We start from the raw sequence: 20,069 nt of genomic DNA, 5'->3' as shown, positions 1-20,069 counted from the left end.
ACGAGATGTGGGCGGAGCTGCTCCCCGTCGGGCGGCACCCCGAGTCGCGCGGTTACCGGCGCTACGCCTGGACCGGGGCCGACGCCGAGTGCCGGGCCTGGTTCAAGGAGCAGGCTGAGGCCCGGGGACTGGCGTACGAGCTCGACCGGAACGGGAACCAGTGGGCCTGGCTCGGCGACCCCGCCGCCGGGGACGCCGTCGTCACGGGCTCCCACCTCGACTCCGTGCCGGACGGCGGGGCCTTCGACGGGCCCCTCGGCGTCGTGTCCTCCTTCGCCGCCCTGGACGAACTGCGCGGCCGGGGCGCGGAGTTCGCCAAGCCGCTCGCCATCGTCAACTTCGGCGACGAGGAGGGCGCCCGGTTCGGGCTCGCCTGTGTCGGCTCCCGGCTCACCGCCGGGCAGCTGACCGTCGAGCAGGCCCACCGGCTCACCGACGGGGAGGGGATCAGCCTGCCCCGGGCCATGGAGGCGGCCGGGTACGACCCGGACGCCATCGGGCCCGACCCCGGGCGGCTGGCCCGGATCGGCGCCTTCGTGGAGCTGCACGTCGAACAGGGCCGCGCGCTGGACCTGTCCGGCGACCGGGTCGGCATCGCCAGTGCCATCTGGCCGCACGGGCGGTGGCGGTTCGACTTCCGGGGCGAGGCCAACCACGCCGGCACGACCCGGCTGGTGGACCGCCGCGACCCGATGCTGTCGTACGCCGAGACCGTGCTCGCCGCCCGCCGCGAGGCCGCACTCGCCGGTGCCGTCGCCACCTTCGGGAAGATCGCCGTCGAGCCCAACGGGGTCAACGCCATCCCGTCCCTCGTGCGCGGGTGGCTCGACTCCCGCGCCGCCGACCAGGACACCCTGGACACGGTGGTGGGCGGCATCGAGAAGGCGGCCCGGGAGTACGCCGACGCCCACGGCGTCGACCTCGACGTCGTCCGGGAGTCCTTCACCCCGGTCGTGGAGTTCGACCACGCCCTGCGGGACGAACTCGGCCGCATCCTGGGCAAGGACGCCGGCCTCACGGTGCCCGTCCTCGGGACCGGCGCCGGACACGACGCCGGGATCCTCTCCGGAAGCATCCCGACCGCCATGCTGTTCGTACGCAACCCCACCGGTGTCTCGCACTCCCCGGCCGAGTTCGCCGCCGAGGACGACTGCGTGGCCGGGGTGCGCGCACTCGCCGACGTACTGGAAGGACTGGTCCGCAGGTGACGAAGGGGACCTACTGGCTGGAGCACGCCTGGCTCGGCACCTATGTCGAGCCGGGGGTCACGGTGGAGGTGGCGGACGGGCGGATCGGCGCCGTCCGCACCGGGACGCCCACTCCGCCGCCCGGCGCCGAGGTGCTGCGCGGGCTCACCCTGCCCGGGCTCGCCAACGCCCACAGCCACGCCTTCCACCGGGCGCTGCGCGGCACCGTCCAGGTCGGCTCCGGGACCTTCTGGACCTGGCGGGAGGTGATGTACTCCATCGCCGACCACCTGACCCCGGAGACCTACCACGCCCTGGCCCGCGCGGTGTACGCCGAGATGGCCCTCGCCGGCATCACCTGTGTCGGCGAGTTCCACTACGTGCACCACGCACCCGGCGGCACCCCCTACGCCGACCCCAACGCCATGGGGGAGGCGCTGATCGCCGCCGCCGCCGAGGCCGGCATCCGGATCACCCTCCTCGACACCTGCTATCTCTCCTCCGGCTTCGGCGAGCCGCCCACCGCCCACCAGTTGCGGTTCTCCGACGGCAGCGCGGAGGCCTGGGCCGAACGCTGTGCAGTTCTCAAGGAGCGGGACCACGCGCGGATCGGTGCGGCGATTCACTCCGTACGGGCCGTACCCGCCGGGCAGTTGGCGACCGTGGCGCGCTGGGCCGAGGAGCGGCGGGCCCCGCTGCACGTGCACCTGTCGGAGCAGACCGCCGAGAACGACGCCTGCCTCGCCGCGCACGGCCGCACGCCCACCCGGCTGCTCGCCGACCACGGCGTCCTCGGGCCGCGCACCACCGGGGTGCACAACACCCACCTCACCGACGAGGACATCGCCCTGCTCGGCGACTCGGGCACCGGCACCTGCATGTGCCCGACGACCGAACGGGACCTGGCCGACGGCATCGGCCCGGCCGTCGCCCTCCAGCGGGCCGGCTCCCCGCTCTCCCTCGGCTCCGACAGCCACGCCGTCATCGACCTGCTCGAAGAGGCACGCGCCATGGAGCTGAACGAGCGGCTGCGCTCCCGCACCCGGGGCCACTGGACGGCCGCCGCCCTGCTGCGGGCCGCCACCGCCGACGGCCACGCCGCCCTCGGCTGGGACGACGCCGGCACCATCGAGCCCGGCGCGCTCGCCGACCTGACGACGATCGCCCTGGACTCGGTCAGAACGGCCGGGCCACTGCCCAGGCTGGGCGCCGAGACGGCCGTATTCGCGGCGAGCGCGGCGGACGTACGGCATACGGTCGTGGGCGGCCGGCACGTCGTACGCGACGGCGTGCACACGCTCGTACCCCATGTGCCGCAGGCGCTGGCCGCCGCCGTCGACGCCCTGCGCGGCTGAGCCACGCCGACCCCCACGAGGACGACACCATGAGCAGCAGCACCGTCATCACCAACATCGCCACGCTGGTCACCAACGACCCCTCCCTCGGTGACGGCTCCCCCCTCGGCCTGGTCCAGGACGCGGCCGTCGTCCTCGACGGCGACCGTGTCGTGTGGACCGGTGAGTCAAGCAAAGCACCCGCCACCGACAACCGGGTCGACGCGAGCGGCCGGGCGGTGCTGCCGGGCTTCGTGGACTCCCACTCCCACCTGGTCTTCGCGGGCGACCGGACGCAGGAGTTCAACGCCCGCATGTCCGGCCGCTCCTACACGGCCGGCGGCATCCGCACCACGGTCGCGGCCACCCGGGCCGCGAGCGACGCGGAACTGGAGGCGAACCTCACCCGTTACCTCGACGAGGCCCTCCGCCAGGGCACGACCACCTTCGAGACCAAGTCGGGCTACGGCCTCACCGTCGAGGACGAGTCCCGCGCCCTGCGCCTCGCGGCGAAGCACACCGACGAGGTGACGTACCTCGGCGCGCACATCGTCTCCCCGGACTACGCCGACGACCCGGCGGCCTACGTCGCCCTCGTCACCGGCGAGATGCTGGACGCCTGCGCGCCGCACGCCCGCTGGATCGACGTCTTCTGCGAGAAGGGCGCCTTCGACGGCGACCAGGCCCGCGCGATCCTCACGGCCGGCAAGGCCAAGGGCCTGCACCCGCGCATCCACGCCAACCAGCTCTCCCACGGCCCCGGTGTCCAGCTGGCCGTCGAACTGGACGCGGCCAGCGCCGACCACTGCACCCACCTCACGGACGCCGACGTGGACGCCCTGGCCCACAGCTCGACGGTCGCCACCCTGCTGCCCGGTGCCGAGTTCTCCACCCGCGCCGAGTGGCCGGACGCCCGCCGCCTGCTGGACGCGGGCGTGACGGTCGCCCTCTCCACCGACTGCAACCCCGGCTCGTCCTTCACCTCCTCCCTCCCCTTCTGCATCGCCCTGGCCGTCCGCGACATGCGGATGACCCCCGACGAGGCGGTCTGGTCGGCCACGGCGGGCGGCGCGGCGGCCCTGCGCCGCACGGACGTCGGCCGCCTGAGCCCGGGGGCCCGGGCGGACCTGATGCTCCTCGACGCCCCCAGCCACGTCCACCTGGCCTACCGGCCGGGCGTGCCGCTGGTCAGCGGGGTGTGGCGCGGGGGCGTACGGGTGGTGTGAGCGGGGCCCGCCGGAGCCGGTGCGCGGCCGGTCTCACCCGGCCCCGGCCCGCCACCGCTGCTCCCGGCTGCCGTCCAGGGGCCTGAGGGCCACGCCGCGACCGTCCTGCGGGGTGACCGCCGTCTCGATGGCGATGTGCGGGCGGATCGTGCCGTCCGCGTCGACGGTGAAGCGGAGGTTCTCGCCGTTGCGGCCGTAGACCGCGTCGCACTCCCAGATGCCGACGCCCCGGTCGACCGAGCCCCGGCTGTCCAGGCAGAAGTCCTCGTCGGCCGCCGAGCGGAGCACGCCGAGGCCGGGGTCGACCCGCCAGCGCTGGGTGGGCGAGGAGGAGCAGGGAGCCGTGACGACGTCGTTGCCCTCGGACAGGTCGCCGTAGCGGATGTCCAGGCACCGGTCCGTGGCGAGGTTGACCACCTGCGCGGACGAGGTGCCCGGCGGCTGGGGCGGGGGCGTCGGCCGCGGTGTGTTGCGGTGCGTGGGCGGCGCGGTCGGCCGGGGGGAGGTCCGCGCCGGCGTGGGGGACGTCGACGGGCGGGTGGGGGAGGGGCTGGGCGACGGGGACAGGGAGGGGGACGGGGCGGGGGTGACGGAGACGGTGGCCGTCACCGTCGTCGCGGGCGGTACGGGGGTCGCCGCCGCCGGCTGCTGGTCGGCGGGGCGCGCCGGGGTGAGCGTGAACACCAGCAGCGGGGTCAGCGCCACCCCGAGGCCCGCCGAGGCCAGCAGGACGCGGCGCCGGTGCGGGCGACGGGGCGCGTCCACCGCGGCGGACCCGGCGGGATCGGGCGGCTCCTCCTGTCGCAGGTACGCCGTTCCGCGCCAGGGCAGCAGGCCCTCGGCCAGGCTCTGCCGCGGGGCGTCCCGCAGCGCCCGCAGATCCTCGAACGCGGCCGTGCAGTGCGGGCAGCGCGCCATGTGGGCGTCCAGGTCGGCGCTGTGGCGCGGGGCGTCCGGCCGTACCGCCTCCTCGATCAGCCGCCGGAAGTCCGCGCAGCGCGGGTCGTCCGAGGCGGCCAGGCGGTGCCGCAGGCAGGCCTGCGCCAGGGCCTTGAGGGCCTGCGGGGTGCCGTGGGCGACGTCCGCACGGCTCAGGCCCACGAAGGCGGCGGTGCGCTCCACGGGTTCGGCGTCGAGGACGCCGTACCAGAGCAGGCCCTGGGTGCGCGACGGCAGCGACTGGAAGGCCGGGAGGAGCGGCGGGGTCGGGCCCTCGGGGCGGCCGGTCGCGCCCAGCACCAGCAGCAGCCCCGGGTCGATGCCCGCGGAGCGCTCGTCGCGCGCCCAGCCGGCCGCCAGCCGGGCGGTGAGCAGCAGGAGCCGGTGACGCAGGGGGACGGCCGGCTCGACGCCCCTGGCCGTCTCGCGGGCCGCCGTGGCGAACGCCTCCGCCGCCAGCCTGCGGGCCGCCGGCTCGCTCACCGCGCACAGCCGGGCGTAGCCGAGGACCGCCGGGTGGTGCCGACGGCGCAGCTCCTGCAGCGCCGCGTACGCCGTGTGCGTGGGGGAGCGCAGCAGTTCGGTCAGCCGGGCGTCCGGCGCCTCCGCGTGCTCCCCTGCCGTGGCGTGGTCCCCCTCGGCCATGTGACACCCTCCGTCCCGCGAAGGCAGCTGACGTACCAGCCGGTTTGGGGGGCCATAGTGGTGGAGGAGGCGGGCGCTGGAAAGAGGTTTCCGCGGGTAACCGCATAACGGTTGGGGAGTTGGGGACCCGGCAACCGGTGGGGCAGGTCCGCCGGGGACGCGGAAGCGGCCCGGCACCGTCGGCCGAGCCGCTTTCCACACCGCTGAGGGCCGGTGTCACCGAGGGCCGGTGTCACTCCTCCAGCGTCAGCCCCTTGCGCAGCCGTACCAGCGTGCGCGACAGCAGCCGGGACACGTGCATCTGGGAGATGCCGAGTTCCTCGCCGATCTCCGACTGGGTCATGTTCGCCACGAACCGCAGGGAGAGGATCTTCCGGTCCCGGGAGGGGAGTTCGGCGATCAGGGGCTTGAGCGACTCGATGTACTCGATGCCCTCCAGCCCGTGGTCCTCGTACCCGATCCGGTCCGCGAGCGCGCCCTCGGACTCGTCCTCCTCCGGCTGGGCGTCCAGCGACGAGGCGGTGTAGGCGTTCGAGGCGGCCATGCCCTCGACGACCTCGTCCCGGGAGATGCCGAGCCGCTCGGCCAGTTCCGCGACCGTGGGGGCGCGGTCCAGCTGCTGCGCCAGCTCGTCGCCGGCCTTGGCCAGGTCGAGCCGCAGCTCCTGGAGCCGGCGCGGGACGCGCACGGACCACGAGGTGTCGCGGAAGAACCGCTTGATCTCGCCGATGATGGTCGGCATCGCGAAGGTGGGGAACTCGACGCCGCGCGAGAGTTCGAAGCGGTCGATCGACTTGATCAGGCCGATGGTGCCGACCTGGATGATGTCCTCCATCGGCTCGCTGCGGGAGCGGAAGCGGGAGGCGGCGAACTTGACGAGCGCGAGGTTGAGCTCGACGAGCGTGTTGCGGACGTACGCGTGCTCGTGCGTGCCTTCCTCCAGCGACTCCAGGCGCTCGAAGAGGGTCTTGGACAGGGCCCGCGCGTCGACCGGGCCGATCTCGTCGTACGGGGGGATCTCCGGGAGTCCCTCGAAGAGGTCGAGGGCGTCGATGGGATGATCCAGTTGTTCCGGTGGGGGTGTCGACGTCGCGATCGGGGTAGGCGATGCGTCGAGCCGGGGTGACATGGGTGTCCTCCATCGTTCTCGGCATATGGCTGCCGAAGCCAGTACGTGCACTGCGGTGTGCGGCGCCTCCGAAGCCGGCGTGTAGGGGTGTGTGTCCTTACTAGGCCTACCCGCTGCACCGAGCGAGTCGCAAGTGCGTTCTGTCGCTATATGTCCGTTTCTGTGCGGATGTTCGGGTGTCGGAGTGCGCATGGAAGGCGTAATGTTCGAGGGCATCAGCAGCCACGACCTCGGGAGAGAGACGGCATGGACCACGGGACGGTCGGCAGCGCACAGTCGGGCCGGCTTCTGGTGGAGGTGCGGGAAGAGGGCTCCAGCGCCGTTGTGACACCGGCGGGTGAGCTCGATCACCACACCGCCGATCTTTTGCGTGAGCCCCTCGACGACCTTCTGGCCAAGGGCTTCGCGCGGCTCGTGGTGGACTGCTCGCGCCTGGAGTTCTGCGACTCCACGGGGCTGAACGTCCTGCTCGGCGCCCGCTTGAAGGCGGAGGCCGCCGGCGGCGGGGTCCACCTGGCCGGGATGCTGCCAGTGGTCGCCCGCGTGTTCGAGATCACCGGGGCCGAGGCGGTCTTCACCGTCCACGACTCCGTGGAGGCGGCCCTGGCCGACGGTGCGGACTGATCCGCCCCCGGTGTTCGACCGGTCCTGCGCGGCTTCCGATGGGCGTTACATGCATCACGCCCGAAACGGGGGGTGTTCCGTCGGATCGGTCGGGCAGGAGAGGGCAGAGGAAGGCGGGAGGCGTTCTGCCGGCCGTCGGCCGTCGGTCACCGGACCCCGGGGCCGGCGGGCGCCCGGGACGGGGCGTACGACCTGCGGACGGGCGGGTATGGATCCCTGGCCGGGCGGCGGGCGGACGACCGCCGGGGCGGTGTGCGGACGCCGCGCGGACGATCGGACGGACGGCGTCCGGCGGCGTGCGGAGGAGATGCCGACCGGAGGGCGTACCGGGCGTCGGCGGCGCCAGGCCTTCCGCAGGAGTGACCGGCCGCAGACCGTCGGCCGGACTTGTTGACCGGACTTTTGAATCGTGAACTGGTGAATCGGTGAGGTGAAGCGCTGATGAGCACCACCCGGCCTTACTCGCCGGGCGACCGCGGCCCGGAGCCCAGCGGCGCTTCCGGGGCGTCCGAGGGGGCTGTGCCGGCTGTCGGCGCAGCCACGGGGGCAGCCGCGCCGTCCGTGCCGTCCGGGCCGCCGGGCCCGGCCGACGGCACCCCGCAGACCCGGGGCCGTCAGGTCCGCAGACTGCGCCTGGAAGGCGAGAGCGGGGTCGTCCCGCTCGCCCGCGACTTCACCCGCCAGGCGCTGTACGCGTGGGGCTGGCTGCCCGCCGCCGGGGCCGATCAGCGGGCCGCCGCCGAGGACGTGCTGCTCGTGGTCTCCGAACTGGTCACCAACGCCTGCCTGCACGCCGAGGGCCCGGACGAACTGCTCCTCTCCTGCGACAACAAGGTGATCCGGCTGGAGGTCTCCGACCGGGGCGCCGGCCAGCCCGCCCCGCGCACCCCGCACCGCGCCGGCCGGCCCGGCGGGCACGGCATGTTCATCGTGCAGCGCCTGTGCCTGGACTGGGGCGTGGTCCGTGCCCCCGGCGCGCCGGGCAAGACGGTCTGGGCGGAGCTGGGCGCCCCCGCCTGAGGGCCGGCGGGCTCCACCCGGGTCCCGGCCTCCACTCCGACACCGCTTCGCGCACGCCGGATCACCACGGCTCCGGCGTGTGACGTGTCTTCCTTCCTCACGGCCCCGGGCGTACCTTGACGGCCACTTCTGATGCGCCGTCAGGAATGAATGGGTGGACCGAACGTGTCGTACCCGAAACGAACCGCCGCGCTCGCGTCCGCCGCGGCCCTGGCCGGCTCGGCGGTGCTGCTGGCCGCGCCGGCGGCCCACGCCGGCGTCGTCCGACGTCGACTACCGCTGCCGGACGCCGATCGGGGTCAAGGCCGCCCTCTCGCCGATCGACATCAAGGGCGTCAGGAGCGGGAGCGGCTACAGGACCACCATGTCCTGGCAGAAGGGCGTCTCCTCCAGTCCGGTCGAACTGGGCAAGGGGGCGATGAACCCCGGCGCCACGATCAAGCTGGGCGGTGCCGACAGCGGCACCCTCGCCGTCAGCGGACCCGCCAACGACGCGGCCGTCCCGGCCGACACACCGATCAAGATCAGCGACCTGAGCGGCACCTGCACGCCGAAGAGGAGCGGCAAGGTCGCCTTCACCGCGGGCACGCTCACGATCAAGGCGCTCGGTACGACGACGACCTGTACGCCGACGAACGGTCCCGGCCCGTCCCTGACCCGGGACGTGACAGCGGCCGCCGGCTCGTCGTCCTCCTCGGGCGGCTCCTCGTCGTCGTCCTCGGCCGGTGGCACCCCCTCCGGCGGCCGGCTTCCGCAAACCGGCCCCGAGGACTCCGCGGTCGCCCTCGGCACGCTCGGCGGCACGGTCCTGCTCGCCGGCGCGGCGGGCGCGCCGTGGCTGACCCGGCGGGGGCAGACCGCTCGGCACTGACCCGGACCGGCCCTCCCACGCGCCCCGCAGAGGCCGGCCCGACCCGACCGCGACCCGGTCCGGGATGGCCCCACCGCACCCGTCCGGGCCGTCTCCCCGCACGGCGTCGCCCAGGCCCTGGCCGGACCGCACGCCACCTCCCCGGCCACCCCCCGCCGAACCGGGCGGCGCGGCGGGCGGCACGTCGACGTCGGGCGGTTCCTCGGGCTCGGCGGCGACGGGTGGCGGCGGCGGTGACGGCGGCCTCGCCGAGACCGGTGCGGGTGACCACGGCGCCCTGAAGGCACTGGGCCTGGTGGCACGGCCATCCTGCTCGGGGCGGCGGTGTTCACGGTGCTGCCACGGCGCGGGACGCGATAGCCGGCCCCAGGCCCGCGGGCGACTGCGCCGACGGCCACCGCCGTACGCCGGCCGCCGAGGCACGACCACGGCGTCGGCGCCCCGCACCCCGGCACGCACGGAGGGCCACCACGCCCAAGGACGTGGTGGCCCTCCGCCGGCCGGGTCCGGCGACTAGTTGACGTCGCCCATCAGCTTCTTCACCTTGCCGCGGTACATCCACACCGCGACACCGGCGACCACGGCGAGCGCGGCCTCCAGGGCGACGAAGCCCATCCTGTCGAGGTTGACGCCGCCGATGGCGGGGTTGGACAGCAGGGCGGTGACGGAGTCGCCCGCGGTCACCGCGAGGAACCAGACGCCCATCATCTGCGAGGCGTACTTCGTCGGCGCCATCTTCGTCGTCACGGACAGACCCACCGGCGACAGCGTCAGCTCACCGATGGTCTGCGCGAAGTAGATGCCGACCAGCCACAGCGCCGCGGCCTTGTGGCCGCCCTCGGCGATGGACAGCGGGGCGAGGAAGACGAAGAAGGACGCACCGACGAGCAGCAGACCGGAGGCGAACTTCACGATCGTGCTCGGCTCCTTGCCGCGCTTGTTCAGCCACAGCCACAGCCAGGCGAAGACGGGCGCGAGAGCCATGATCATGACCGGGTTGACCGACTGGTACCAGGAGACCGGGAACTCCCAGCCGAAGATGGTGTTGTCGGCGCTCTTCTCGGCGAACAGCGAGAGGGTGGAGCCGCCCTGGTCGTAGATCATCCAGAAGACGGCGGCGGCCACGAAGAACCAGATGTACGCGGACACCTTGGAGCGCTCGGCCGGCTCCAGGTCCTTGTCGCGCAGGATCCGGGAGATGACGAGGATCGGCACGATCAGGCCGATGAGCGTGAGCGGGATCAGCGCCCAGTTCAGGGTGAAGTGGCCGGTGCCGCCGACGATGCCGTAGAAGACGACGGCGATGGCCAGCCAGATCAGGCCCTTGCGCAGGGTGGACGCCTTCTCGGCGGGCGTCAGCGGGGTCGGGACCTCGCTGCTCCGGGCGCTCAGGTGGCGGCCGCCGAGCAGGTACTGGGCGAGACCCAGCGCCATGCCGAGCGCGGCCAGCGCGAAGCCCAGGTGCCAGTTGACGTTCTCACCGACGGTGCCGATGACCAGCGGGGCGACGAACGCACCGAGGTTGATGCCGATGTAGAAGAGCGTGAAGCCACCGTCGCGGCGCGGGTCCTGAGGGCCGTCGTAGAGGTGGCCGACCATCGTGGAGATGTTGGCCTTCAGCAGACCGGAGCCGATGGCGACGAGGACCAGGCCGACGTAGAAGCTCGCGGCGGCGGGCAGCGCGAGGCACAGGTGGCCGAGCATGATGACCAGGCCCGCGACGGCGACCGTCTTGCGGGGGCCGAGGACGCGGTCGGCGAACCAGCCGCCGGGCAGGGCGAGCAGGTACACGAGCGACAGGTACACGGCGTAGATCGCCGTCGCCGTGCCCGCGCTCAGGTGCAGGCCACCCGGGGCCACCAGGTACAGCGGGAGAAGGGCCCTCATGCCGTAGTAGGAGAAGCGCTCCCACATCTCGGTCATGAAGAGAGTGGCCAGTCCGCGGGGGTGGCCGAAGAAGGTCTTCTCGGAACCGGGGGTGCCCGGTCGGACCGAGTCCTTCGTCAGGCTGGACGCCATGGTCGTTCCTTGCTGGTCGGGACGCGCGGTGGAGCGTTGCGCGCCCGGTGGGGGTGTCGGCCGGCACCGGCGGGGTCGGCCGCCCACCCCCACGCCCAGGGGGAGTCCGCCCCGGATCGCGGAGCGGCGGACGGCGACCACCGGGATCCACGCCCTGGGACGCGTCGGTGCGTCCGGAGCCCGGCCAGAGGTCATTCCTTTCAAGGCTGGTCTGGGCCAGCCCGCACACAAAGAAGACCCTCAGCGTCAGATGCCCGCCAAAGGTCCCCGGTGTACTACAGGCGTTCAGGTCACCATACGGCAGGACACTGCCGGATATGGAAGGACTTGAGACACGGATCACAGGTGTCGCGGGAACCGCAGAACCAGATTCGAAGGTCTCTCCTACGATCGCATCCCCAGGTCAATGGTTCGTACCAACAGCATACGAAGGTAAGAGGGCCGGGGGCCGATCACACCCCGGCACCGCACGCGGGCGGTCTACCATCACCTCATGACCCGTGTACTGCTCGCCGAGGACGACGCGTCCATCTCGGAGCCGCTGGCCCGCGCCCTGCGCCGGGAAGGTTACGAGGTCGAGGTGCGCGAGGACGGACCCGCCGCGCTCGACGCCGGAATGCAGGGCGGCGTGGATCTGGTCGTGCTGGACCTGGGCCTGCCCGGCATGGACGGCCTGGAGGTCGCCCGCCGGCTGCGCGCCGACGGTCACACCGTGCCGATCCTCATCCTGACCGCGCGTGCCGACGAGGTGGACACCGTCGTCGGCCTGGACGCGGGCGCCGACGACTACGTCACCAAGCCGTTCCGGCTCGCCGAACTGCTCGCCCGGGTGCGGGCCCTGCTCCGGCGCGGCGCCGCCGAACCGCAGCAGCCGCCGGCCACGCACGGGGTGCGGATCGACGTCGAGTCGCACCGCGCGTGGATGGGCGACGAGGAACTCCAGCTGACCGCCAAGGAGTTCGACCTGCTGCGGGTGCTGGTGCGGGACGCGGGCCGGGTGGTGACCCGGGACCAGCTGATGCGCGAGGTCTGGGACACCACGTGGTGGTCGTCCACCAAGACCCTGGACATGCACATCTCCTGGCTGCGCAAGAAGCTGGGCGACGACGCGGCGAACCCCCGGTACATCGCGACGGTGCGTGGCGTGGGTTTCCGGTTCGAGAAGAGCTGAATCCGGGCCCCAGCGATCACCCAGGTATCGGATCATGCGTCGACGCCTCATCCAGTCCACCCTCGCCGTCGTCCTCGTGGTGATCGCGGTCTTCGGCGTCTCCCTGGTCATCGTCGAGACGCGGACGATCAGCAACAGCGCGCAGGAACGCGTGGAGTCGGAGGCGGTGCGGCTGGCCAGCATCGTGGACAGCCGGATCCTCGCCGCGGAGAACGTCAACGCGGACGTGCTGCGCAACCCGGTCAGCAAGGACCAGTACGCGGTCATCCGCATGCCCGGCAAGCCGCCCATCGAGATCGGCGACAGGCCCGAGGGCGACACCATCCACTCCACGCAGCGCGGTGAGGAGGGCGAGACGGTCACCGTGCAGGAGCCCCGCTCCGCGGTGACCCGCGAGGTCGGCCGGACCCTGCTGATCATCGGGCTGGTCGCGCTGCTCGCCGTGGTGGCGGCGGTGCTGCTCGCCGTACGGCAGGCCAACCGGCTCGCCTCCCCGCTGACCGACCTCGCCGAGACCGCCGAACGCCTCGGCTCCGGTGATCCGCGCCCCCGGCACAAGCGGTACGGCGTCCCCGAGCTGGACCGGGTCGCCGATGTGCTGGACGCCTCCGCCGAGCGGATCGGGCGCATGCTGACGGCCGAGCGGCGCCTCGCGGCCGACGCCTCCCACCAGCTCCGTACGCCCCTGACCGCGCTGTCCATGCGGCTGGAGGAGATCACCCTCACCGACGACCCGGACACGGTGAAGGAGGAGGCGACCATCGCGCTGACGCAGGTCGAGCGGCTGACGGACGTCGTGCAGCGGCTGCTGACGAACTCCCGCGACCCGCGGACCGGCTCCGCCGTCACCTTCGACCTGGACGAGGTCATCCAGCAGCAGCTCGCCGAGTGGCGGCCCGCCTACCGCAGCGCCGGCCGGGCCATCGTCAGCTCCGGCAAGCGGCACCTCCAGGCGGTGGGCACCCCGGGCGCGGTCGCCCAGGTGCTGGCCGCGCTGATCGAGAACTCGCTCATGCACGGCGGCGGCACCGTCGCCCTGCGCACCCGGGTCACCGGCAACCAGGCCGTGATCGAGGTCACCGACGAGGGGCCGGGTGTGCCGGCCGACCTCGGCGCGCGGATCTTCGAGCGCACGATCAGCGGGCGGAACTCCACGGGGATCGGCCTGGCCGTCGCCCGGGACCTCGCGGAGGCCGACGGCGGACGCCTGGAGCTGCTCCAGGCGCAGCCCCCGGTCTTCGGCCTGTTCCTCTCGCGCACACCCCCGCCGCGCACCCCGGACGACGACCGCCCGACGGTTCGCTGAGCCCCCCGCGCTCAGGGCACGCGCTGCGTGGGCGCCTGCTGCGTCGACTCCTGCTCCAGAAGCGATTCCGCGCTCGCCACGGCCTCCCGGGCGGGCAGCGCCCGGAACACCCAGGAGCGGTACGACCAGAACCGGAACAGGGTCGCGACGCCGATGCCGACGAACTTGAAGACGTTGCTCTGCAGCGGGCTGTCCCAGCCGAAGCCGTAGGTCGCCAGGTACAGCACGCCGTTCTCGATCACCAGGCCGATCGCGCTGAACAGCAGGAACAGCGTGAGTTCCTTGGTACGGCCGCTCTTGTCGCGGTCCCGGTACGTCCAGTAGCGGAAGCCGACGTAGTTGAACGCGATGGCGACGACGGTGGCGATGATGCTGGCCCGCACCACCGGAAGGTCGGAGACGTGCCGGACCAGGTTGAACACGCCGAGATTGACGAGGACGCCGGCGCCGCCCACGGCACCGAACTTGGCCACCTCGCGTACGAGCCGTTGCAGCCCCGAGGAACGAGGTTCCATGGCTGTGCAGCTCCCGTCGGTAGGTTTCCTCAACTCCGCCATGCTAGCCGGGCGGGCCCGCCGGTGCCTGTGGACAAGGCCAGGCTGTGGAAACAGGTCGGAAAGAGACGGGGAAGCACCGGGTAAGAGATCCGTGGGAGGGACGGGATCCGGCCGCCCCCGAGTGGCCGATACCCTAGGGGTGTGACGTTCCCGGTAGTCGGCATGGTCGGCGGGGGCCAGCTCGCGCGTATGACGCACGAGGCGGGCATCCCGCTGGGCATCAGGTTCAAGCTTCTCAGTGACACTCCTCAGGATTCCGCGGCGCAGGTCGTGAGCGATGTCGTCATCGGCGACTATCGCGACCTCGACACGCTCCGCGACTTCGCGCGCGGCTGCGACGTGATCACCTTCGACCACGAGCACGTGCCCACCGAGCACCTGCGTGCCCTGGAGGCGGACGGCATCCCCGTGCGCCCGGGGCCGGACGCGCTGGTGCACGCCCAGGACAAGGGCGTGATGCGTGCGAAGCTCGACGCGCTCGGCATCCCGTGCCCGCGGCACCGCATCGTGAGCGACCCGCAGGACGTGGTCCGGTTCGCCGCCGAGGGCGACGGCTTCCCGGTCGTCCTCAAGACGGTCCGCGGCGGCTACGACGGCAAGGGCGTGTGGGTCGTCGACAACGCCGAGGAGGCGGCCGAGCCGTTCCGCGCCGGCGTGCCCGTCCTCGCCGAGGAGAAGGTCGACTACGTCCGCGAGCTGGCCGCCAACGTCGTACGCTCCCCGCACGGCCAGGCCGTCGCCTACCCGGTGGTGGAGTCGCAGCAGGTCAACGGTGTCTGCGACACGGTCATAGCCCCCGCGCCGGGCCTGGAGGAGGACCTGGCGCTGCACGCCGAGCAGATGGCGCTGACCATCGCCAAGGAGCTGGGCGTCGTCGGGCACCTCGCCGTCGAGCTGTTCCAGACCCGCGACGGCCGCGTCCTCGTGAACGAACTGGCGATGCGCCCGCACAACTCCGGCCACTGGAGCATGGACGGCGCGATCACCTCGCAGTTCGCCAACCACGTCCGCGCGGTCCTGGACCTGCCGCTGGGCGACCCGCGCCCCCGCGCCAAGTGGACCGTGATGGTCAACGTCCTGGGTGGCGACTTCCCGGACATGTACTCCGCGTACTTGCACTGCATGGCCCGCGACCCCAAGCTCAAGATCCACATGTACGGCAAGGACGTGAAGCCGGGCCGCAAGGTCGGACACGTCAACACCTACGGCGACGACCTGGACGACGTGCTGGAGCGCGCCCGTCACGCAGCCGGCTACCTGAGAGGCACCATCACCGAATGAGCCCCGTTGTTGGCATCGTCATGGGGTCGGACTCCGACTGGCCCGTCATGGAAGCCGCCGCCAAGGCCCTGGACGAGTTCGAGATCGCCTACGAGGTCGACGTCGTCTCCGCGCACCGCATGCCCCGCGAGATGATCACGTACGGTGAGCAGGCCGCCGACCGCGGACTGAAGGTGATCATCGCGGGCGCGGGCGGCGCCGCCCACCTGCCCGGCATGCTCGCCTCCGTCACCCCGCTGCCGGTCATCGGCGTGCCCGTGCCGCTGAAGTACCTGGACGGCATGGACTCCCTGCTCTCCATCGTGCAGATGCCGGCCGGCGTCCCCGTCGCCACGGTCTCCGTCGCCGGTGCCCGCAACGCCGGTCTCCTCGCGGCCCGCATCCTCGCCGCGCACGACGAGGACCTGCTGCAGCGGATGCGCGACTTCCAGCAGGACCTCAACGACCAGGCCACCGAGAAGGGCAAGCGGCTGCGCTCCAAGGTCGAGGGCGCGGGCAGCGGCTTCGGCTTCGGGAAGTGACCGCCGTGGCCGCCCTGGACGAAGCACGCGCGCTGCTGCGCGAGTTCCCCGTCGTCGACGGGCACAACGACCTGCCCTGGGCGCTGCGCGAGCAGGCCGGTTACGACCTGGACACCCTCGACATCTCCGGTGACCGGCGCGAGCGGCTGCACACCGACCTGCCGCGGCTGCGCGCCGGCGGGGTCGGCGCGCAGTACTGGTCGGTGTACGTGCCCTGCGAGCAGCCGGATCCGGTCGCGGCGACGCTGGAGCAGATCGACTGCGTCCGGCGACTGCTGGACCGCTACCCGGCCGACCTCGCGCCCGCGCTGACGGCCGCCGACATGGAGGCGGCGCGCCGGGAGGGCCGTATCGCCTCGCTGATGGGCGCCGAGGGCGGCCACTCCATCGCCAACTCGCTCGGCACCCTGCGCGGCCTGCACGCGCTCGGCGTGCGGTACATGACGCTCACCCACAACGACAACGTGGACTGGGCGGACTCCGCGACCGACGAACCGCGCGTGGGCGGGCTGTCCGCCTTCGGCCGCGAGGTCGTGGCGGAGATGAACCGCCTCGGCATGCTCGTCGACCTCTCCCATGTGGCGGCGACGACGATGCGCGACGCGCTGGACGCCACCTCCGCGCCGGTGATCTTCTCCCACTCCTCCTCCCGCGCGGTGTGCGACCACCCCCGCAACATCCCCGACGACGTCCTGGAACGCCTGCCCGCCAACGGCGGCGTGGCCATGGTGACGTTCGTGCCCAAGTTCGTGCTCCAGGCCGCCGTCGACTGGACGGCCGTGGCCTTCGAGAACCTGCGCGCCCACAGCTTCGACCCCCTGGACACCAGCCCCGAGGCGATGAAGATCCACCGGGCCTTCGAGGAGCGCACCCCGCGCCCGGTCGCCACCGTGTCCACGGTCGCCGACCACCTGGACCACATGCGCGAGGTCGCCGGCGTCGACCACCTGGGCATCGGCGGCGACTACGACGGCACCGCGTTCACCCCGGACGGCCTGAACGACGTCTCCGGCTATCCGAACCTCCTCGCCGAACTGCTCGACCGCGGCTGGTCCAAGGCCGACCTGGCCAAGCTGACCTGGCAGAACGCGGTGCGCGTGCTCGGCGCGGCGGAGGACGTCGCCCGGGACCTCCAGGCCACCCGCGCGCCCTCCCTCGCCACGATCGAGTCGCTGGACGGCACGCGCGACGGGAACTGACCGGGGAACGCCGGCCCGGCGAAGGCCCGGATCACCGAGCCGGGCGTTCCCGGAACGTCACGACCCTTCGTCGATCCGGCACAGGCAGAACGGATGCCCGGCCGGGTCGGCGTACACCTGGAAGTCCTTCGTCTCACGGTCCTCCAGGTCCAGCGGGCGGGCGCCGAGCGCCAGCACCCGCTCGTGCGCCGCGTCGAGGTCCGCCCAGGACGGGCCCGCGTCGAAGTCCAGGTGGAGCTGCTGGCCGTTGCGGTCCGCGCGCGGCCACTCCGGCGGAGTGTGTCCCTCGGCCCGCTGGAAGGCGAGCCGGGGCCCGTCCGGCACCTGGAGCACGACCCAGTCGTCGTCCTCCGGCTGCGGCGTCCCCCCGGCCACCGCCGCGTAGAAGGCGGCCAGCGCGTGCGGATCGGGGCAGTCGAGCACGACGTTGCGGAAACGGGCGACGGACGCCATGGTGTCCTCCTCCTGGACGGGTCAGCAGGCGCAGAGACAGAACGGGTGCCCCGCCGGGTCGGCGTAGACACGGAACGTCCGCTCGCGGTCCTGCGCGTCCAGCGGCTTGGCGCCCAGCTCCAGCACGCCCTTCTCCGCCGCGTCCAGGTCCTCCACCATCACGTCCAGGTGGAACTGCTGCGAACGGTCCGCCGCGGGCCACTCCGGCGGCACGAACCCCTCCGCCCGCTGGAACGCCAGCGCCGTCCCGCCGGGCACCTTCAGGTCCACCCACGTGCCGTCCTCGGGGTTCTCCTCCACCGTGCCGCCCAGCACACCGGCGTAGAAAGCGGCGAGCGCGCGGGGGTCGGGACAGTCCAGGACGACGGCACCGAGCTTGGCGAGAGCCATGACTACCTCCTCGTAGCGTTACCTGTAGGGCCTGGTAACCAGTAACGGTTACTGCATGCTCCCGCATGGGGGGTAACGTCGCAAGCATGAGCGCGAGATCGGCTGCTCCCGGCGGCCTGGCCCTGATCGAGTCCCTGGTCAACACCCTGGACATCGAGTCGGGCGCGGACGGGCTGGACACGCCGGAGGGCCGCGCCCGCCTCGGCGTCACGGAGGACGGGCTGGCCGACGCCCGGGAACTGCGCGAGTCGCTGCGGGCCGCGCTGCTCGCACACGCCGGGCATCCGCCGCACCGCCCCGTGACCCCGCTGGGCACCCTGCTGGCGCGGGCCCCGCTGTACGTCGCCGTCGACGACCACGACGGCTCGGCACGCCTCGCCCCCGCCGACGCGGGCCCGCTGCTGTCCCGGGTCGCCGCCGCCGTCGCCGAGGCGCTCGTCGCGGGCACCTGGACCCGGCTCAAGGCGTGCGAGGCCGACACCTGCCACTGGGCGTACTACGACCGCAGCCCCGCCGGGCGCGGGCGCTGGTGCTCGATGCAGGTGTGCGGGGCCCGCGCGAAGATGCGCCGGTACCGGGCGAAGGGCGCGTGAGCGACGGCGGTTTGGTGCAGAATGCGGACAGACGCCGGTTCGGCCGACTGAGCCTCGGCCGAACCGGCGTCGCCATGAGTACGCCGTTGGTGCCCTACGCCTTCGGGCGGCCCATCGCGCGGTACGTCCAGCCGGCCCGGCGCCACAGCTCCGGGTCGAGGGTGTTGCGGCCGTCGAGGATCACCCGGGCCGCCGCCGCCTCGCCGAGCGCCACCGGGTCCAGCTCGCGGAACTCCCGCCACTCGGTCAGGTGCAGGACGACATCGGCGCCCCGCGCGGCCTCCAGCGCGGAGTCGGCGTAGCCGAGGGTCGGGAAGACCTTGCGGGCGTTGTCCATGCCCTTCGGGTCGTACACGGTCACCTGACCGCCCTGGAGGTGGATCTGCCCGGCCACGTTCAGCGCCGGCGAGTCACGGACGTCGTCCGAGTCCGGCTTGAAGGTGGCGCCGAGCACCGCGACACGCTTGCCGAGGAACGATCCGCCGCCGAGCGCCTCCCGCGTCATCTCCACCATCTGGCCGCGCCGGCGCATGTTGATGGAGTCGATCTCGCGCAGGAAGGTCAGCGCCTGGTCGGCGCCCAGCTCGCCCGCGCGGGCCATGAACGCCCGGATGTCCTTGGGCAGGCAGCCGCCGCCGAAGCCGATCCCGGCGCGCAGGAACTTGCGCCCGATCCGGTCGTCGTGGCCGATGGCCTCCGCGAGCTTCGCCACGTCACCGCCGGCGGCCTCGCACACCTCGGCCATCGCGTTGATGAAGGAGATCTTGGTCGCGAGGAAGGAGTTCGCGGCCGTCTTCACCAGCTCGGCGGTCGGGAAGTCGGTGACCACGAACGGCGTGCCCTCGCCGACCGGGCCGGCGTACACCTCGCGCAGCAGCTTCTCGGCGCGCTCGCTGCGCACACCGACCACGATCCGGTCCGGGTGCAGCGTGTCCTGGACGGCGAACCCCTCGCGCAGGAACTCCGGGTTCCAGGCCAGCTCGGCGTCACCGCCCGCCGGGGCGTGCTCGGCGAGGTAGGCGGCCAGCCGGTCGGCGGAGCCCACCGGCACGGTCGACTTGCCGACGACCAGGGCGGGGCCGTGCAGGTGCGGGGCGAGGGAGGCGACGGCGGAGTCGACGTAGCTCATGTCGCAGGCGTACTCGCCGTGCTTCTGCGGGGTGTTCACGCACACGAAGTGGACGTCGCCGAAGGCGCCCACCTCCGCCCAGTCCGTGGTGAACCGCAGCCGCCCGGTGGACCCCTCGATCCCGGCCACGTGCCGGCGCAGCAGCTCCTCCAGCCCCGGCTCGTACATCGGGGTCTCACCGCGCTCCAGCATGGCGATCTTCTCGGGTACGACGTCCAGGCCCAGCACCTCGAAGCCCAGTTCGGCCATGGCCGCGGCGTGCGTGGCGCCGAGGTAGCCGGTGCCGATCACGGTGATCTTCAGGCTCATGGGGTGCGCTCCAGCTCCGGTCCGTCGGTCCTGCTCGGTCATGCGGTGCCTGAGCATAGTCGGGCCGCCCGGCGGGCAATTTTCCCGCTGTCACCAAGCTCACGTAGGCGGGTTCACACGGGGGCTCTAAAATTCAGTTACTTAACGGTAATTAGCGTCAGTATCA

Annotated in this window: 18 protein-coding genes and 1 pseudogene; 12 read left to right on the top strand and 7 right to left on the bottom strand. The window is 72.7% G+C overall.

Features of this window, described 5'->3' with window-relative positions; translation table 11 throughout:
* The first annotated feature begins 5 nt into the window (after window positions 1–5).
* Genes ABZV94_RS05645 through hutI form a run of 3 tightly spaced genes read left to right on the top strand, consistent with a single transcriptional unit; the run spans window position 6 to window position 3,747 of the window.
* Window positions 6–1,208 carry an allantoate amidohydrolase gene (locus ABZV94_RS05645; protein WP_356337608.1) on the top strand — a complete coding sequence of 401 codons (1,203 nt, stop codon included), beginning with the start codon at window positions 6–8 and terminating at the stop codon, window positions 1,206–1,208.
* Window positions 1,205–2,542 carry a formimidoylglutamate deiminase gene (locus ABZV94_RS05640; RefSeq protein ID WP_356337509.1) on the top strand — a complete coding sequence of 446 codons (1,338 nt, stop codon included), beginning with the start codon at window positions 1,205–1,207 and terminating at the stop codon, window positions 2,540–2,542. The genes ABZV94_RS05645 and ABZV94_RS05640 overlap by 4 nt, the downstream gene beginning before the upstream one ends.
* A gap of 29 nt (window positions 2,543–2,571) precedes the next feature.
* On the top strand, window positions 2,572–3,747 hold the full coding sequence (gene hutI, locus ABZV94_RS05635; RefSeq protein WP_356337507.1) for an imidazolonepropionase: 1,176 nt from the start codon (window positions 2,572–2,574) through the stop codon (window positions 3,745–3,747).
* Between the two features lie 33 nt (window positions 3,748–3,780).
* On the opposite strand, the gene ABZV94_RS05630 is transcribed toward hutI, so the two are convergent.
* The gene (locus tag ABZV94_RS05630) at window positions 3,781–5,331 is read right to left on the bottom strand and encodes an RICIN domain-containing protein (RefSeq protein ID WP_356337504.1); all 1,551 of its coding nucleotides are present in this window, start codon (window positions 5,329–5,331) and stop codon (window positions 3,781–3,783) included.
* 232 nt (window positions 5,332–5,563) lie between these two features.
* Window positions 5,564–6,460: an RNA polymerase sigma factor SigF gene (locus ABZV94_RS05625; RefSeq protein ID WP_356337502.1), complete on the bottom strand. Its 897-nt coding sequence runs from the start codon at window positions 6,458–6,460 to the stop codon at window positions 5,564–5,566.
* A gap of 246 nt (window positions 6,461–6,706) precedes the next feature.
* Between ABZV94_RS05625 and ABZV94_RS05620 the strand changes: the two genes are divergently transcribed.
* The 3 genes and pseudogenes from ABZV94_RS05620 (at window position 6,707) to ABZV94_RS05610 (ending at window position 8,975) form a co-directional block, all read left to right on the top strand.
* A complete protein-coding gene (locus tag ABZV94_RS05620) occupies window positions 6,707–7,084 on the top strand; it encodes an STAS domain-containing protein (RefSeq protein ID WP_356337500.1) in 378 nt (125 codons plus the stop codon).
* A gap of 441 nt (window positions 7,085–7,525) precedes the next feature.
* Window positions 7,526–8,104: an ATP-binding protein gene (locus ABZV94_RS05615; protein WP_356337498.1), complete on the top strand. Its 579-nt coding sequence runs from the start codon at window positions 7,526–7,528 to the stop codon at window positions 8,102–8,104.
* Window positions 8,105–8,269: 165 nt separating this feature from the next.
* A pseudogene (locus tag ABZV94_RS05610) lies at window positions 8,270–8,975 on the top strand (LPXTG cell wall anchor domain-containing protein).
* A 513-nt stretch (window positions 8,976–9,488) separates the two neighbouring features.
* Here the strand turns inward: ABZV94_RS05610 and ABZV94_RS05605 are convergent.
* Window positions 9,489–10,994, bottom strand: coding sequence for an oligopeptide:H+ symporter (locus ABZV94_RS05605; RefSeq protein ID WP_356337496.1), 1,506 nt, complete (start codon window positions 10,992–10,994; stop codon window positions 9,489–9,491).
* Window positions 10,995–11,487: 493 nt separating this feature from the next.
* Here ABZV94_RS05605 and ABZV94_RS05600 point away from each other — a divergent pair, with 493 nt between their 5' ends.
* Window positions 11,488–12,165 carry a response regulator transcription factor gene (locus ABZV94_RS05600; protein ID WP_030653180.1) on the top strand — a complete coding sequence of 226 codons (678 nt, stop codon included), beginning with the start codon at window positions 11,488–11,490 and terminating at the stop codon, window positions 12,163–12,165.
* Between the two features lie 34 nt (window positions 12,166–12,199).
* Window positions 12,200–13,471 (top strand): ATP-binding protein, encoded by a 1,272-nt coding sequence (locus tag ABZV94_RS05595; protein ID WP_356337493.1) that lies wholly within the window; start codon window positions 12,200–12,202, stop codon window positions 13,469–13,471.
* Between the two features lie 11 nt (window positions 13,472–13,482).
* Here the strand turns inward: ABZV94_RS05595 and ABZV94_RS05590 are convergent, their stop codons facing one another.
* Entirely contained in the window at window positions 13,483–13,986 is a 504-nt protein-coding gene (locus tag ABZV94_RS05590) for a GtrA family protein (RefSeq protein WP_356337491.1), read from the bottom strand.
* 183 nt (window positions 13,987–14,169) lie between these two features.
* Here ABZV94_RS05590 and ABZV94_RS05585 point away from each other — a divergent pair, with 183 nt between their 5' ends.
* The 3 genes from ABZV94_RS05585 to ABZV94_RS05575 are packed head-to-tail and all read left to right on the top strand — an operon-like array spanning window position 14,170 to window position 17,029.
* Complete coding sequence (locus tag ABZV94_RS05585) at window positions 14,170–15,309, top strand: 5-(carboxyamino)imidazole ribonucleotide synthase (protein WP_356337489.1); 1,140 nt, start codon at window positions 14,170–14,172, stop codon at window positions 15,307–15,309.
* A complete protein-coding gene (gene purE / locus ABZV94_RS05580) occupies window positions 15,306–15,830 on the top strand; it encodes a 5-(carboxyamino)imidazole ribonucleotide mutase (protein WP_356337487.1) in 525 nt (174 codons plus the stop codon). The genes ABZV94_RS05585 and purE overlap by 4 nt, the downstream gene beginning before the upstream one ends.
* Window positions 15,827–17,029 (top strand): dipeptidase, encoded by a 1,203-nt coding sequence (locus ABZV94_RS05575; protein ID WP_356337485.1) that lies wholly within the window; start codon window positions 15,827–15,829, stop codon window positions 17,027–17,029. The genes purE and ABZV94_RS05575 overlap by 4 nt, the downstream gene beginning before the upstream one ends.
* Window positions 17,030–17,086: 57 nt before the next feature.
* Here ABZV94_RS05575 and ABZV94_RS05570 read toward each other — a convergent pair whose 3' ends face one another.
* On the bottom strand, window positions 17,087–17,482 hold the full coding sequence (locus ABZV94_RS05570) for a VOC family protein (RefSeq protein WP_356337483.1): 396 nt from the start codon (window positions 17,480–17,482) through the stop codon (window positions 17,087–17,089).
* A gap of 21 nt (window positions 17,483–17,503) precedes the next feature.
* Entirely contained in the window at window positions 17,504–17,872 is a 369-nt protein-coding gene (locus ABZV94_RS05565; RefSeq protein ID WP_356337481.1) for a VOC family protein, read from the bottom strand.
* A gap of 86 nt (window positions 17,873–17,958) precedes the next feature.
* Here ABZV94_RS05565 and ABZV94_RS05560 point away from each other — a divergent pair, with 86 nt between their 5' ends.
* Window positions 17,959–18,465: a CGNR zinc finger domain-containing protein gene (locus ABZV94_RS05560; protein ID WP_356337478.1), complete on the top strand. Its 507-nt coding sequence runs from the start codon at window positions 17,959–17,961 to the stop codon at window positions 18,463–18,465.
* Between the two features lie 94 nt (window positions 18,466–18,559).
* Here the strand turns inward: ABZV94_RS05560 and ABZV94_RS05555 are convergent, their stop codons facing one another.
* A complete protein-coding gene (locus ABZV94_RS05555; RefSeq protein WP_356337476.1) occupies window positions 18,560–19,903 on the bottom strand; it encodes a UDP-glucose/GDP-mannose dehydrogenase family protein in 1,344 nt (447 codons plus the stop codon).
* Window positions 19,904–20,069 lie beyond the last annotated feature (166 nt).

This window comes from Streptomyces sp. NPDC004658, assembly GCF_040609555.1.
Classification (GTDB): domain Bacteria; phylum Actinomycetota; class Actinomycetes; order Streptomycetales; family Streptomycetaceae; genus Streptomyces.
Note: the sequence above shows the minus strand (reverse complement) of the source record. Positions and strands in the feature narration are given on the sequence as shown.